We start from the raw sequence: 14,461 nt of genomic DNA, 5'->3' as shown, positions 1-14,461 counted from the left end.
TGTTTGAGGGCGTATTGTGGCGGGTACATTTTGCGACCTGCGCCCCTTTCAGCGCGATGCCCCCATCAGCGCAGAAACATGGGCTGCGGCCGATTCTTTCAAGCCCTGCAGATCATAACCACCCTCGAGTACCGAGACAATGCGGCCACCGGCGGTGCTGTCGGCGAGATCCATCAGCTTGCGTGTCACCCAGCCGAAATCCTCGGCGTCCAGATTAAGCGACGCGAGCGGATCGCGACGATGCGCATCGAAGCCGGCGGAGATGATCAGCAGTTCCGGTGCGAATTTCTGCAGTTGCGGCAGGATGAGATTGTCGAAGGCAGAGCGGAATTTTGCACTGCCGTCGCCGTCATGCAGCGGTGCATTGACGACCGTGTCGTGCTCGCCGCGCTCCTGGGATGCACCGGTACCGGGAAACAGCGGCATCTGATGTGTCGAGCAATACATCACTGTGGGGTCGGCCCAGAAAATGTCCTGCGTGCCATTGCCATGGTGGACGTCGAAATCCACGACGGCCGCGCGGGTAATGCCGTAGGTGCGCTGCGCATACCGCGCTGCAATCGCGGCCTGATCGAAGAAGCAGAAGCCCATCGGCTTGTTGTGCTCGGCATGATGGCCGGGCGGGCGGGTCGCGACGAAGGCATTGCTGTGCTCGCCTTTCATCACCGCGTCGGTCGCCGCGATTGCGCCGCCGACGCCGCGCATCACCGCTTCCCAAGTGCCGGGGGACATCGACGTGTCGCCGTCGAGATAGACGAGGCCGCTGCTCGGCGCGACATGGCGCAGCTCATCGATGTAATGATTGTCATGACAGAGGCTGACGACGTCGAGATTGCCCTCCGGCGCTTCGCCCCGCACCAGCGCGTTGAAGCGGTCTTCGCTGAGTGCCTGTGCCACCGCGCGCATACGGTCGGGGCGTTCAGGATGGCCGGGCGGGGTGAGGTGATCGAGCGAGGCCGGATGGCTCAGAAGAAGTGTCGTCATGCAAATGGTCCGCAAGCGCAGGGTGCGCTGGTATGATGAGACGATAACCTAGCCGGTCAGGTCAGGTTCCGATAGGGGGGCATCGCTGGTGCGGTCGTCCCCTAACAAAGCTACCGATCAGAATTATGGATCGCTTTCTTCACATTCGATTCATGTCGTTTCATCGACACCGCCTGACGCCGCGGAATTGAAATGCGCGTTAAGTCGCGGCTGCTATCGGTGGAGGCCGCGGCATTCTGCGGAGAAGGTGCGCATATTCCATCGTCGGACTCCGCAGTTGCGCTCGCGTCTGGGGTGGGTTCGTACGCGATGAGTGAATCGAAATATCCAAGGCGCGTACCCCATCTCTTGCGTTCGGTGTGGCCGTTCGTTGCCATCGTCTTGCTGCAGGCATTTCTCGCCGGCACCAGCATCCACATCCTGTCGTCGGTCCGCGCCTATGTCACCGGCGAAAGCCGATGGTCGAAGGGGCAGATGGAGGCGGTGCATGCGCTCAGCCTCTATGCCGAGACCGGCGACGACAGATATTATCGTCGTTATCAGGCGAGCATCGCCGTGCCGCTCGGGGATCTCATCGCGCGCCGCGCGCTCGAACAGCCGGTGCCGGATCTGCGGGCTGCCTATGACGGATTCCTGCAAGGCGGCAACGATGCCGCAGACATCCCCGGCATGATCTCGCTGTTTCGCAATTTCAGCAAGGTCGTCTATCTCGCCCGAGCCATCGAGACCTGGCACGCCACCGATCCCGTGATCCAGAGTTTGGTGGATACGGCCGACGCCATTCACGCCAGCGTTATCGATGGCAAGGTGGGATCGATGCGCCTCGCAGCCCTGAAGGCGCAAATCGACCAGATCAATGAACAGACCTCGCCGCTGGCAGTGGAGTTTTCCCGACGCCTCGGCATCGGCTCCCGCGCCATTCAAGGCATTCTGCTGGTCGCCAATGTGTTCACCGCGGCGCTGTTGATCCTGCTCGGCATCTGGCGGACACGTAATCTGCTGATCCAGCGTCAGCGCTTCGAGACGGCGCTGAAGATCGAGAAGGAGCGTGAGCAGAAATACATCTCACGTCTCGCGTTCCAGGCCTCGCATGATGCACTGACGGGGCTGGCGAACCGCCGTGAATTCGAGCGTCGGGTCCAATACGCATTGCCGCGGATCGACGCCGATGCGCGGCCGCATGCACTGATGTTCCTCGATCTCGATCAATTCAAGATCGTCAACGACACCTGTGGCCATGCTGCCGGCGATCATCTGCTGCGGCAGGTCTCGGGCATACTGAAAAAACATCTGCGCCCGGACAATCTGTTGGCCCGCCTCGGCGGCGATGAATTCGCTGTGCTGCTGGAACGCTGCGAGCCGGATCGTGCGGCGGCGACCGCCGAGCGATTGCGGCGGACGGTCGAAGAGCTGAACTTCGTCTGGAACGGACGTTCGTTCAACGTCACCGTCAGTATCGGCCTCGTCTGTATCGCGCAGCCCGAGGTGACGCTGGAAGAGGCGCTACGCGCGGCCGATGCAGCTTGTTACATGGCCAAGGAGAAAGGCCGCAATCGCGTTACACTGCATCAGCCCAGCGATTCCGAATTGCTGCAGCGGTTCGGCGAAATGAACTGGGTACAGCGCATTCACGATGCGCTGGAACAGGATCGCTTCTGTCTCTATGCGCAGAAGATCATTCCGCTCAGCGAGCGCGAGGATGGCACTCTGCATGTCGAACTGTTGTTGCGGCTGCGCGACGAGGCGGGGCAACTGGTTGTGCCCGGCCATTTCATTCCCGCGGCGGAACGTTATGGTTTGATGACGCTGATCGATCGCTGGGTGGTCAGGAATGCGTTCATCATTCTCGCCGCGCGATTGGTCGAAGGTGCGACGCCGGTCTCGACCTGCGCCATCAATCTGTCTGGCGCGACATTCAAGGATGAAAGCTTTCTGGACTATGTCCGCGAGCAGTTCCGCATCTATCGGATACCGCCGACCATCATCTGCTTCGAGATCACCGAGACAAGCGCCATCGCCAATCTCGCCGATGCCAATAAATTCATCCAGGCGCTGCAGCAGATCGGCTGCCGCTTCTCGCTGGACGATTTCGGCAGCGGCATGTCGTCCTTCGCCTATCTCAAGCACCTGCCTGTGGACTATCTCAAGATCGATGGCTCCTTCGTCAAGGACATGCTCACCGATCCGATCGACCGCGCCATGGTCGAGATGATCAGCCATATCGGCAAGATCATGGGCAAGCGGACGGTGGCCGAATTCGTCGAGAGCGACGAGATCATCACGGCGCTCACGGAGATCGGCGTCGACTTTGCGCAGGGCTATGCGGTGGGCAGGCCGGAGCCGTTCGATGTCCATAGCGAGATCGACCGGAGGAACGTGGCGTAGAAGGTGGAGCGGTTGAATTTCATGATCGTCATGGCCAGATGGCGCGAAGCGAGCTTCGCAATAATCCCAGGCCTCTCCCCACGTCATGGCCGGGCTTGACCCGGCCATCCATCTTTCTTGTGCGACGGTGTGCGGGCCAAGCTGGATCCCCGGGTCAAGCCCGGGGATGACACCTGTGGGTGCGGCGCCGATAGCGCGTCGCGCCGTCGCAGATTCAACTGTCAAACAGCCACGCCCTTCAGACATGCGTCATCACCCCTGTTGTTTGCGGCGCGGGGGCGCCGTCGTCTCTTGCATTCCCGCCCCCTGTGAGAGGGCGTGCGGAACGCCGGGTGCCCGTTGCACCCTTGGGCCTGATGCGAATGCGGTCTTCCGCAGGTTAGTGTGCATCAGGACTTTCGGAGGCGCCGAGCAAGTGCCCGGCGTTCCGCCTGCGGTGTTTTTTCGGTTGCTTGCACATCTGCCATGGCGAACGGTCCCATCACCAAAATTAATGTCCCAGGGCGGAGGGACAGGGTAGCCTCAAGCGACTGGGCCGAACGCGTTTCGATTTGGTCGTCCGTCACGCTGTCCAGGGCTCTTTCCATCCGAAGGTCGGCCGTCTCCTTGCCAGTGGCAGTGCTGGCGCAGATCCGTCCTGCCCGAAGACAGACGTTCCCCCATGAACCGCGTGACGCCGCATCTCCGGCGTCCACCGCATCCCACCCCGCGAACGTGACGATCGCGATCGCCCCTCTCGGTGGGGCAGGACGCAGGGGAATATAATCAAGGCGGGGATGCTATCAACAGAGTATAGGAAAAAATGTTCGAGGGCTGTCTTGCCGCCCCACACTGTCATTCCGGGGCGCGGGCGCGCCTTCGCGCACGGGAACCCGGAATCTCAGCCTGTTTTGAGCTGAACATTTCGGGATTCCGGGTTCGCACTGCAGCGGCTCCGCCGCTTTCGTGCGCCCCGGAATGACGAGTGTGGATCGAGGTTCGCGCTCTGCCGGCTTCGCCGGCGACGCACGCCCTCAGGCAAACCAATTGGTTTGCCGGGGAATGACGAGCTTGGGTCGAGATCCCGGGCCGGGGAATGACGAGCCATGATGATTCCGGAATGACAGCTTGGGGCCGACAGGCGTTCCGCTAATCCACTCGCGCAATCCGCCCCAGCGGCATCGGCGACACCGGGCTGTTGGTCTTCATGTAAGCGTTCAGCGCATCGACATCATAGACGCCGACCAGCGGCTCCTTGCCCTCTTTCAACACCGTGAAGCCATCGCCGCCGACGGCGAGAAAGCCGTTCACGGTGACGCGATAGTTGGCCGTGGGATCGATCACCTTGCCATCCAGCATCATGCGCTCGGGTGGAACGCGCTGGCCGGCGGCTGCACTGTTATTCCAGGCGTAACTGAAGCCTTTCGACACCTGCAGGATGCGCGGTCGGCTCGGGGTGTTCCATTGCTGCTCGAGCATCGCCTTGATCTGCGCGCCTGTGAGCGTCAGCGTCACCAGTTGATTACGGAACGGCTGTGCCGCGAAGACGTCGCCATAGGTCACGCTGCCGTCGGCCGATTTGGTGATGTCGGCGCGGATGCCGCCGGGATTGGTAAAGGCGATCACGGCAGCGCCGAGATTGCCGGCCGATGTCGCCGCGAGATGAGCATCGGCGATGATATCGCCCAGCGGGCTTTCGCCGGTCGTCATGTCGGGCATGCGCGACAGCGTTGCGGTGATCGATCCCGCAGGACGGCTGGCGATCGGCGCGGCAACCTTGTCATAGGCGGCGAGCAAGGCGGTCTGCGCGGGATCGGCGGGATAGGTCGCCGTGCGCACGATGACATTGTCGGCCTTGGCGCTGATGACATCGCGCGTCGTACGGTCGAGCTTGAGGTCGATGGTGGTGACCAGCGTGCCATATTTGTCGCCCGAGGTGACGAGCCGTCCGTCGATCTGGCAGGTATAGGCGCGGTGGGTGTGACCACTGACCACGACATCGACCGCCTTGTCGAACTTCTTCACGATATCGACGATTGGTCCGGAAATACCCGGGCATTCATTGTAGTCGCCGGTCGGGAAGCCGCCTTCATGGATCAGCACCACGATGGCCTCGACACCCTTGGCCTTCAGTTCGGGCACCAGCGCATTGACCGTGTCCGCTTCATCCCTGAATTCGAGACCGGCAATGCCGGGCGGCGCCACGAGGCCGGGCGTACCTTTCAGCGTCAGGCCGATGAAGGCGACGGGAATGCCGTCGAATGTCTTGATCTGATAGGACGGCAGCAGCGACTTGCCGGTCTTGGTATCGATGGTCGAGGCGGCGAGATAGTTGAACGTCGCGCCGGCAAAGGGATGCGGGCCTTGGCAGCCATCGACGGGATGGCAGCCACCGTTCTGCATGCGCAGCAGCTCCTCGCGGCCTTCGTCGAATTCGTGATTGCCGACCGAGGCGATCTCAAGGCCCATCATCGACAGTGCCTCGATGGTCGGTTCGTCATGAAACAGCGCGGAGAGAAACGGGCTGGCGCCGATCAGGTCGCCGGCAGCCACGAATACGCTGTTCGGCTTGCCGGCGCGGAGCTGCTTGACCAGCGTCGCCATATGCTCGGCGCCGCCGGCGGGCACGGTGATCTTCTTCGTTTTGTCGGCGGGATCGTCGATCACGATGCCGCCGGGGGCAGGGCGCAGATTGCCGTGGAAGTCGTTGATGGCAAGGACGGTGACGTCGACGGGGGTGGGGGATGTCTGGGCGTGGGCGGTTGCGCCACACGCAAGTGAGATCAAGAGAGCGAGAGATGCGATGCGCGCCGTCTTAACCTCTCCCCGTGCTTTACGGGGAGAGGTCGGATCGCTCTTGCGATCCGGGTGAGGGGCGGCGCAAGGGCATTGCCATTCGGGAGAGCTATCGGGTCGCATGATTTTGAGCATCTTGTATCGATGATTGAGGACTTTGGCGTCTCAGTGCGACAGCGATGTGATCCGCTAGATTTCCATCGATGCTGGCATGGTGCCATGCCCCTCACCCGCCGCGAAGACGCGGCGACCTCTCCCCGTAAGCACGGGGAGAGGTTAGATCACCCCTTCTTGCGCGCGAAGAACGCCTTGAACGCAGCGCTCGCTTCCTGCGACTTCATGCGCTCGCCGAACAGATGGCTCTCCTGATCGATGCGCCGCGTGAGATCCTCGGGCGGGAGCTTCAGCAGCCGGCGCGAGATTGCCACGGCTTCCACCGGCAATGCGCAGATCTCGCGTGCGACCTTGCGCGCCTCGACTTCGGTGTGACCGGGCGGCACGATTTCGTTGATGAAACCGGCGGCCTGGCCATCTTCCGCCGTCATCGTGCGGCCCATCACCAGCGCGGCGAAGGCTCGCTGATGACCCATGGTGCGCGGGAACAGCAGGCTGGAGGCGGCTTCCGGCACCAGGCCGAGATGAATGAACGGCGTTGAGAAGGTTGCGGTGGTCGAGGCCAGCACATAGTCGCAGTGGAACAGCATGGTCGTGCCGATGCCGATGGCAATGCCATCCACCGCGGCGATGATCGGCTTGGTGTTCTGCGCCAGCGAATACAGAAACTTCACGGCGTTCGACGCGCGTGGGGACTCGGCCTTTTCGGCGCTGTCCTTCAGAAAATCCTGCAGGTCGTTGCCCGCGGTGAAAGCGCCGGAGCCGCCGGTGATGATCATGCAGCGGATATCGGGATTGTTCTGCGCGGTGTCGATCGCGTCCGACATGGCGTGATACATGTCCTGCGTCAGCGCGTTCTTTTTTTCCGGCCGGCGCAGCGTGATAACGCGCGTGGCCTCGTCGTCGGTCACGATCAGATGTTCGGTCATGTCAATTCCCTGCCATAGCCCATAGCGCCCCGCAAAAAGCGCGGCTGGCACGTTTCCTCTGCCGGATATTACATCAATCCGCTGCGGCCGATATGGCGGGCGATGGTTTATGCCAGCAAAACGGCGTCGGCCGACATTACGGATTCACTGGAGTCCATCACGGTGCGTTCAAGCGAACCAGCCTGCACCGCAACATTCTCGGCGAAGAACCGCGCAACTGTCACATAGCGTGCAGCGTCGCCGTCGCCATCGCGTGCGGCAAGGGCTTCGTTGGCCAGCATGCATCCGCCGAGTGCGGAGCCGAACAGCCGCAGATAGGGCGTGGCGCCGGACAGTGCGTCGTTTGGCGCCGAGGCCAGCTTCTCCAGCAGCCACTTGCTCGAACGCTCCAGCGAGCCGAGCGCGTCGCGGAGTTTTGCGCCGGTGGTGCCGAAGGCGGGATCGTTGGAGGCCTCGACGCGCGACACGATGCCTCCGAGTTCGTCCAGCAGTGCCCATACGGATTCGCCGCCCGATGCCGCGAGTTTGCGCGTGACGAGATCGATCGACTGGATACCGTTGGTGCCTTCATAGATCGCGGTGATGCGCGCATCGCGGTAGTGCTGCGCAGCGCCGGTCTCCTCGATGAAGCCCATACCGCCATGGATCTGCACGCCCAGTGACGTCACTTCATTGCCAATATCGGTGGAGAAGGCCTTGGCGATCGGTGTCAGCAATGCGCCGCGCGCGGCCGCTTCGGTGCGCACCTTGGCGTCGGGCGAACGTGCGGCGATGTCGAGCGCCACGGCGGTGGCGTAGCAGATGGTCCGCGCGGCGGCGGTGAGCGAGCGCATCTGCATCAGCATGCGCTTGACGTCGGGATGCACGATGATCGGGTCCATGCCGGCGGTCTTGCTGCCGATGCCGCGGCCTTGTTTGCGCTCCTGCGCAAAGGCCAGTGCCTGCTGATAGGCGCGGTCGGCGATGCCGACGCCTTCAAGGCCAACGCCGAGCCGGGCCTGGTTCATCATCGTGAACATGCACAGCATGCCGCGATTTTCCTCGCCGATGAGGTAGCCGACCGCGCCGCCCTTGTCGCCCATGGTCATGGTGCAGGTAGGGGAGGCGTGCATGCCGAGCTTGTGCTCGACGCCGGAGGCATGGATGTCGTTGCGTTCACCGAGCGAGCCGTCGGTATTGACGAGAAATTTCGGAATCAGGAACAGCGAGATGCCCTTGGTACCGGCGGGGGCATCGGGCAATCGCGCAAGCACGAAATGCACGATGTTATCGGTCATGTCGTGATCGCCATAGGTGATGAAGATCTTGGTGCCGGAGATGCGATAGCTGCCGTCGGCCTGGCGCTCGGCGCGCGAGCGCAGGGCGCCGACATCGGAGCCGGCCTGCGGCTCGGTGAGCTGCATGGTGCCGGTCCATTCGCCGGTGACGAGCTTTTCCAGATAGATCTTCTTGAGCTCATCGCTGCCATGGGCGTCGAGCGCCTCGATGGCCGACAGCGTCAGCAACGGGCAGAGGCCGAAGGCGATGTTCGACGCGCTCCAGATTTCGGTGCAGGCGGCATTGATCGCCAGCGGTAGGCCCTGGCCGCCGAAAGCTTCGGGGCCAGAGACGCCGTTCCAGCCGGCGGCAGTCCAGCGCGCATAGGCATCGGGCCAGCCGGGGGCGGTGGTGACTTTATTATCCGCGAGCTTGATACCGTTCTTGTCGCCCACGGTATTGAGCGGCGCCAGAACGTCACTGGCAAAGCGGCCGGCTTCTTCGAGCACGGCAGCGGTCATGTCGGCGTCGAAATCGCCATAATGGCCGGCTTTCAGGGCCGCCTGCAGGCCGGCGCCGTGATTCAGGGCCAGCAGCATGTCGTTGATCGGTGCTCGGTAGGTCATGGCATCTCGCTCCCAGAAATTCTTTGGGTACACTTTTTCAGCTTTCCGCCGTCTTCCCACGAAACGGGCGGCTCCTCAACACGCCAAAGGGCGCATCCGGGGCCCGCTGTGGCTGGGGCGGCAAGATCCGAGCCTCCGTATGGGGAAACGAAATCCGCCGACTTCTGCTGCAATATCAATGGCTATCTTGAAGCTGACTTGTGCGATACGACGCATCCATGTTGATGCGGATCAAAAGCTGGGCCCGGAACATCAAGACGGACACGCATGCCGTCTATCTCGCCGCGCGCGATCCGCGGGTGCCATGGTTTGCGAAAGTTCTCGCGATCGCTGTCGCCGCCTATGCGCTGTCGCCGATCGATCTCATTCCGGATTTCGTGCCGGTCCTTGGCTATCTCGACGACCTGATCATCGTGCCGCTGGGCATCTGGCTCGTGGTGGCGCTGGTCCCGGGCGAGGTGATGGCGGAGTACCGGATCAAGGCGCACGAGGCTGCGGAACGCCCGACCAGCAGATCGGGCATGATCGCCATCATCTCACTGTGGCTGGCGAGCGCACTCCTGCTCGGGTGGCTCGGCTATCGCTACTGGACGCGGGCCTGATCGCCCACGCCCGTCAGAACCTGACCTTCACACCCGCATAGAAGGCGCGCGGCCGCGCGGGGCTGACCGAACGTGCGTCCGTGAACTGGGCGCCGCCATTGGCAAAATTCGGCACCGAGTCGGTCTCGAAGAAAGTCCCGTAGGTCGAATAACGTCGGTCGAGGAGGTTGTCGACGCGGGCGAAGACCTGCACGGATTTATCGATCTGGTACGACGCGTGGGCATTGAACACGGTATAGGCTTCAAGTTTCGGTGCCTGGTTGGAATCGTCCCCGACGAAATACTGGCTGCTGACGAACAGCGCATCAGCCCCGACCTTGAAAGCGTCGGTCAGTGCATAGTCGAACCCGGCCTTGACGCGGTGACGCGGGATTGCCGGGATCTGGTTGCCGGGCAGGATCTGGACGTTGCCGTCGTCATCCTTGAACGGGCTGTTCGAGCCGATCGCGAGCGGATCAAGGAAGCGCGCATCGACGAAGGCATAGCTGGCATAGAGCTGCAGGGTCGGTGCACGCAGCGTGACCTCCGCCTCGATACCCTGCCGGCGCGTCGAGCCGACATTCTGGAAATAGCCATAGCCTTGCAGCACCGGGCTTGGGATCGCGAGAATGTCATCGGTGTTGGTGGCGCGGAAGGCGCCGAGCTTCCAGCCCAGCGTGCCCGCATTCAGCTCCTTCGTGCCACGCAGGCCAGCTTCTATCGTATGCGAAACCACCTGCTTGAGCGGCGGATCGGAGATCAGGAAGGCACCGACGATGCAGGGATTGGCGGGGTCGGCGCAGCCGAGTTCCAGCGGGGTGGGCGCGCGGTTAGCTTCCGAATAGCCGGCATAGGCGGTCAGCTCAGGCGTGATCTTGTAGGTGCCGCCGATGATCGGATTGAAACGATTGAAAGTGTGGTCACCGTTGAGCGCGGTGCCGATCTGATCCTCAAGCACTATCTGCGCCGTGTTGAAGCGACCGCCGCCGGTGATCGAAAACGCATTGGTCACATCGAATGTGTCGAGCGCGTAGATGCCGCCATAGCGATTGGTGGTCCGCAGCGACACCGGGCCGATCGCGATCGGATCGCCGGACTGGCCGAGGGAAATCCCGCTGCCGGTGACGATGTAATCCGGGCCGATCGTGCCGAGTTCGGCGCTGGCTGTGAAGTGACTGGCGCTGGACGAATAGCTGGCGCCGACGACAAAGCGGTTGTTATGGCCGAACAACTGATCGGTATTGGTCGCCTGCAGGGAGCCGCCCACCGTGGTCGAGCGCGTCGAGGTACGATCATTCTCGCCAAGGACCGCGCCGGGCGCGAAAGGATTGGCAATTTGCGCGCCGTTGAGGCCGTTGGCCGGCGTGTCGTCATCGCCGAAGCACAAGAGGGTCGGATCTTCGCAGGGCTGGGTGCCGGTCGGATTGCCATCCTGCGTCTTGTTCCGGAAGAAGCGAAGATGCGCCGCCGCCTCCACCGTCCAGGTCGGCGTCGCCTCGACCTTTCCAGTGAAATTGAGATAGCCGACGCGGTTATTCGAGGTCTGCGGCGTCGTATAGGTGGCGCCATAATTCTGCTGCAGCAGCTCGACCGGAACGGTCGCCGAGGCGCCAAACTTGTTGTTGGCGACGCCCATATTGAGGTGAAGCTCGCTGCTGTCGCTGCGATAGCCAACATCGCCATAAAAGCGTCGGACGTCCGATGTCGCGAAGTTGCGAAAGCCCTTGTCATGCAGGCCTTCGAGCGCGCCATAGACGGCGAATCCCTCGACCTGCTTGCCCCATTGCGCCGAGCCCTGAATGCGGCCGAACGAGCCGCCCATCGTGCTCAGCTCGGCTCCTTGATAGTTGAAGCCGTCCTTCATCTGGATGTTGACCGCGCCGCCCAGCGCGTTGAGGCCGAAGGCGGGATTGTTGGTGACCACGCTGACCGAGCGGATTGCCGCGGTCGGGATCAGGTCCCAATTGACGGTGTCACCGAAGGCTTCGTTGATACGCACGCCATTCTGATAGACCGCGAGCCCCTGCGGCGTACCGGCCACCGGCGACGCCACGAAACCGCGAAATTGCAGGTCGGGCTGGAAGGGATTGCCTGCGACTTCGTTGATCAGAATGCCGGGCACTTGCTGCTGCAGCGCATCCGTAACGTTCAGGGAATTGGCACGTTCGATCGCGCGAGCATCGACATAATTGATACTCGCCGTGACCTTGTCGACGTCGATGCCGGAACGCGACGTTGGCGTGGTCGGATAGACGTAGACCGTACGCGGCCGCTCGGCGACCCGCTGGGTGGTCTGACGCCGGGGGCCGCGTTTGCTGGCGGTGGCGGGGGCGGACACCACGACCGGAGGCAGCACCTGCGGCTCTCCAGGTGGACTTTGCGCAAAAGCCGTTTCGGAAACCGGTAGAAAACCCGTCGACAGCGAAGCCACGACCAGCACTCTTACGCGCATCTGTTTCACCCCATTCCGCGTCGGCGCTCTGATGGCACCGTTCGGTAGCGTGATACTAGCGAGTGTGAGAGGCTGCGCTATCTGCAAATGTCGAAATCCGTCTCAGTTATTTTCCCGATAAAGTCGGGACAAATTCCCGATCGCGCGTTACAGGCGGATTTGGCAGCGGCTCCGTCACGGGAATGATAGCCTCGACAGTCACACCGTCCACATCAGATCTGACCGTGAGCGTCCCGCCCAGGGCCCAGACCCGCTCTCTCATGCCGACCAGACCAAAGCCGCCATTGCGATCGGGATCGAGGCCGCGGCCATTGTCGCGCACGCGGACCAGTACATTGTCATATTCAGACTTCGTCGCCGTTCCCATCACCGGTTCGATGACTAAGCTCACGGCAGAGGCTTGCGCATGGCGGAACACATTGGTGAGTGCCTCCTGAACGACGCGATAGGCGGTTAGTTCGGCAACCTCACCAAGCGGAGCAAGCGTCGGGGATATCAGGCTCTCGATAACGACCTCCGGATGGGATTCGCGCCAGAGACGCAGCAAGACCGTAACGGCACCGGACAGGCCGAGATCCGTCAGTCCGACCGGTCGCAATCGTTCGAGAATGCGGCGATTGAACTGCTGCAAGACATCGACCTGCGCCAGAATGGCAGTGCCGTGCCTCGACAAGGCACCTGTGCCCGACGGATCGTGATCGGCAAGACGCATCACTGCGCCCGCATGGGCGCGCAGGGCGAACAGATACGGCCCGAACTCATCATGCAGTTCGCGTGCGATATCCTTGCGCTCGATATCCTGCAGCGAGACGGCCCGTTGGGCCAGACGTCGCCGGTCCTCGAGCACATCGCCCAATGTGGCTGCGAGATGATTGAGCCGGATGCAGAGTGCGGCGAGTTCCGGCGCTCCCGCGGGGGCGACGCGTGCCTGATAATTCCCGGCTTCGATATCGACCATGGCCTGCGACAATGCATCGAGCGGCGCCAGCGCCCGCCTGACGACCAGGCTCGTGACGACGAACAGCACCATTGCAACGATCAGACTGAGCGCCAGCTGGGTGACGATGCCGTCCCATATTTCCCGCATCTCGTCATCGGGATGCGAGGTGATCAGCAGCGTCTGCCGCTTCTCGCCAACCATCACCGACACCGACTCCGATATCCGCTCCGGGTGAATCAAGGATACGAACCACGATGGCGGAGAGCCTGCACCGTCGCTCCGATCCTGACCGTCACTCTTCGGGGACGGCATGTTCCCATCGCCTTGCCTGATAATACTGACATGTCGCAATCGATTGAGATCGGCGACAATTTTATCGAGCCGCGCATTCGGATCCTGCGCTTCGTTCAGGCTGGTTCCGATACTTTCGATGACTTCACGTGTCAGCCGGATCACGCTCTGGTCCTCGGCCTGGACGCGTGGGCCAGCTTCCAGCGCGAGCCGCACGATATTGGCGACCAGGCCAAGAGCGAGCACGAGCGCCACCAGAAGATTGATCCGCGCGCGCAGCGAAAGATTCTGCCACATGACCATGCTTTCACTCGCATCTCGCCTGCATGCCGCGACTATGAACTTGACAGCGAAATTCGACGGCGATCATATCGGATCGAGGCGACCTTCGATTGTCAATCATGTCACTCCAAAGGCGCGCGGCTGATGCAGCGCAGCAATCGAGGAGCAGGTCGAGACTTGCTGACAGAGTTTCTGGCCGACAGAGTTTACGGGGTTAACCCATGCGCGTTCTGATCGTCGATGATCACCCCATCGTCACATCGGGTTGCCGCGCGGTGTTCGCGGACGATCCGGAGATCGAACTGCTGGAAGCCTCCGATGCCGCCAGTGGAGAGCAGGTTTTCCTCACCGGCGACCCCGATATCTGCATCATCGACATCAATCTGCCGACGGTTTCCGGATATGAACTGGCGCGGCGCATTCTGCTGCGCGACGACACGATGCGCATCATCATGTTCAGCATGAATGACGACCCGATCTTCGCTGCCCGTGCGATCGAGAGTGGCGCCAAGGGCTATGTCTCCAAGACCGGCGACCCACACGATCTGCTGGAGGCCGTCTATGAGGTTGCGCGCGGCGGCGTGTATCTCCCACCGGCGATGGCGCGAAGCCTTGCTTTTGCCGGGCCTGCGCTGACGCAAAGTCCGCTGTCGAAGCTGAATTCGCGCGAGATGGAGATCCTGCGACTGCTCGGTGCCGGCAAGAGCCTCGCCGAGATTGCATGGATGGTTCACGCCTCCTACAAGACGGTCGCCAATACATCGTCACTCATGCGGCAAAAGCTCGGCGTCCGCAGCTCCGTCGAACTGGTGCGCTTCGCCATCGAGCGTGGCATCGCCTGACCG

Annotated in this window: 9 protein-coding genes; 3 read left to right on the top strand and 6 right to left on the bottom strand. The window is 62.2% G+C overall.

Annotated elements, in window-relative coordinates:
• Window positions 1-48: 48 nt before the first annotated feature.
• The gene (locus AB8B20_RS14540) at window positions 49-984 is read right to left on the bottom strand and encodes a histone deacetylase family protein (protein ID WP_089265990.1); all 936 of its coding nucleotides are present in this window, start codon (window positions 982-984) and stop codon (window positions 49-51) included.
• A gap of 309 nt (window positions 985-1,293) precedes the next feature.
• Here AB8B20_RS14540 and AB8B20_RS14535 point away from each other — a divergent pair, with 309 nt between their 5' ends.
• Window positions 1,294-3,369: a putative bifunctional diguanylate cyclase/phosphodiesterase gene (locus AB8B20_RS14535; protein ID WP_439074866.1), complete on the top strand. Its 2,076-nt coding sequence runs from the start codon at window positions 1,294-1,296 to the stop codon at window positions 3,367-3,369.
• 1,128 nt (window positions 3,370-4,497) lie between these two features.
• Here AB8B20_RS14535 and AB8B20_RS14530 read toward each other — a convergent pair.
• The 3 genes from AB8B20_RS14530 to AB8B20_RS14520 all read right to left on the bottom strand — a co-directional run bounded on the left by AB8B20_RS14530 (window position 4,498) and on the right by AB8B20_RS14520 (window position 9,070).
• The gene (locus AB8B20_RS14530) at window positions 4,498-6,267 is read right to left on the bottom strand and encodes a bifunctional metallophosphatase/5'-nucleotidase (RefSeq protein ID WP_439074868.1); all 1,770 of its coding nucleotides are present in this window, start codon (window positions 6,265-6,267) and stop codon (window positions 4,498-4,500) included.
• A 158-nt stretch (window positions 6,268-6,425) separates the two neighbouring features.
• Window positions 6,426-7,187 carry a crotonase/enoyl-CoA hydratase family protein gene (locus AB8B20_RS14525; protein ID WP_089265991.1) on the bottom strand — a complete coding sequence of 254 codons (762 nt, stop codon included), beginning with the start codon at window positions 7,185-7,187 and terminating at the stop codon, window positions 6,426-6,428.
• Between the two features lie 107 nt (window positions 7,188-7,294).
• Entirely contained in the window at window positions 7,295-9,070 is a 1,776-nt protein-coding gene (locus AB8B20_RS14520) for an acyl-CoA dehydrogenase (RefSeq protein ID WP_439074870.1), read from the bottom strand.
• Between the two features lie 218 nt (window positions 9,071-9,288).
• Here AB8B20_RS14520 and AB8B20_RS14515 point away from each other — a divergent pair, with 218 nt between their 5' ends.
• Window positions 9,289-9,672 carry a YkvA family protein gene (locus AB8B20_RS14515; RefSeq protein WP_439074871.1) on the top strand — a complete coding sequence of 128 codons (384 nt, stop codon included), beginning with the start codon at window positions 9,289-9,291 and terminating at the stop codon, window positions 9,670-9,672.
• 13 nt (window positions 9,673-9,685) lie between these two features.
• On the opposite strand, the gene AB8B20_RS14510 is transcribed toward AB8B20_RS14515, so the two are convergent.
• Complete coding sequence (locus tag AB8B20_RS14510; protein ID WP_439074873.1) at window positions 9,686-12,103, bottom strand: TonB-dependent receptor; 2,418 nt, start codon at window positions 12,101-12,103, stop codon at window positions 9,686-9,688.
• Window positions 12,104-12,209: 106 nt separating this feature from the next.
• A complete protein-coding gene (locus AB8B20_RS14505; RefSeq protein WP_439074874.1) occupies window positions 12,210-13,631 on the bottom strand; it encodes a histidine kinase in 1,422 nt (473 codons plus the stop codon).
• A gap of 206 nt (window positions 13,632-13,837) precedes the next feature.
• On the opposite strand from AB8B20_RS14505, the gene AB8B20_RS14500 reads away from it, so the two are divergent.
• Window positions 13,838-14,458, top strand: a complete 621-nt coding sequence (locus tag AB8B20_RS14500) for a response regulator transcription factor (protein WP_068734560.1) — start codon at window positions 13,838-13,840, stop codon at window positions 14,456-14,458.
• Window positions 14,459-14,461: the final 3 nt, after the last annotated feature.

Source organism: Tardiphaga sp. 866_E4_N1_4 (genome assembly GCF_052076075.1).
Taxonomy (GTDB): domain Bacteria; phylum Pseudomonadota; class Alphaproteobacteria; order Rhizobiales; family Xanthobacteraceae; genus Tardiphaga; species Tardiphaga robiniae.
Note: the sequence above shows the minus strand (reverse complement) of the source record. Positions and strands in the feature narration are given on the sequence as shown.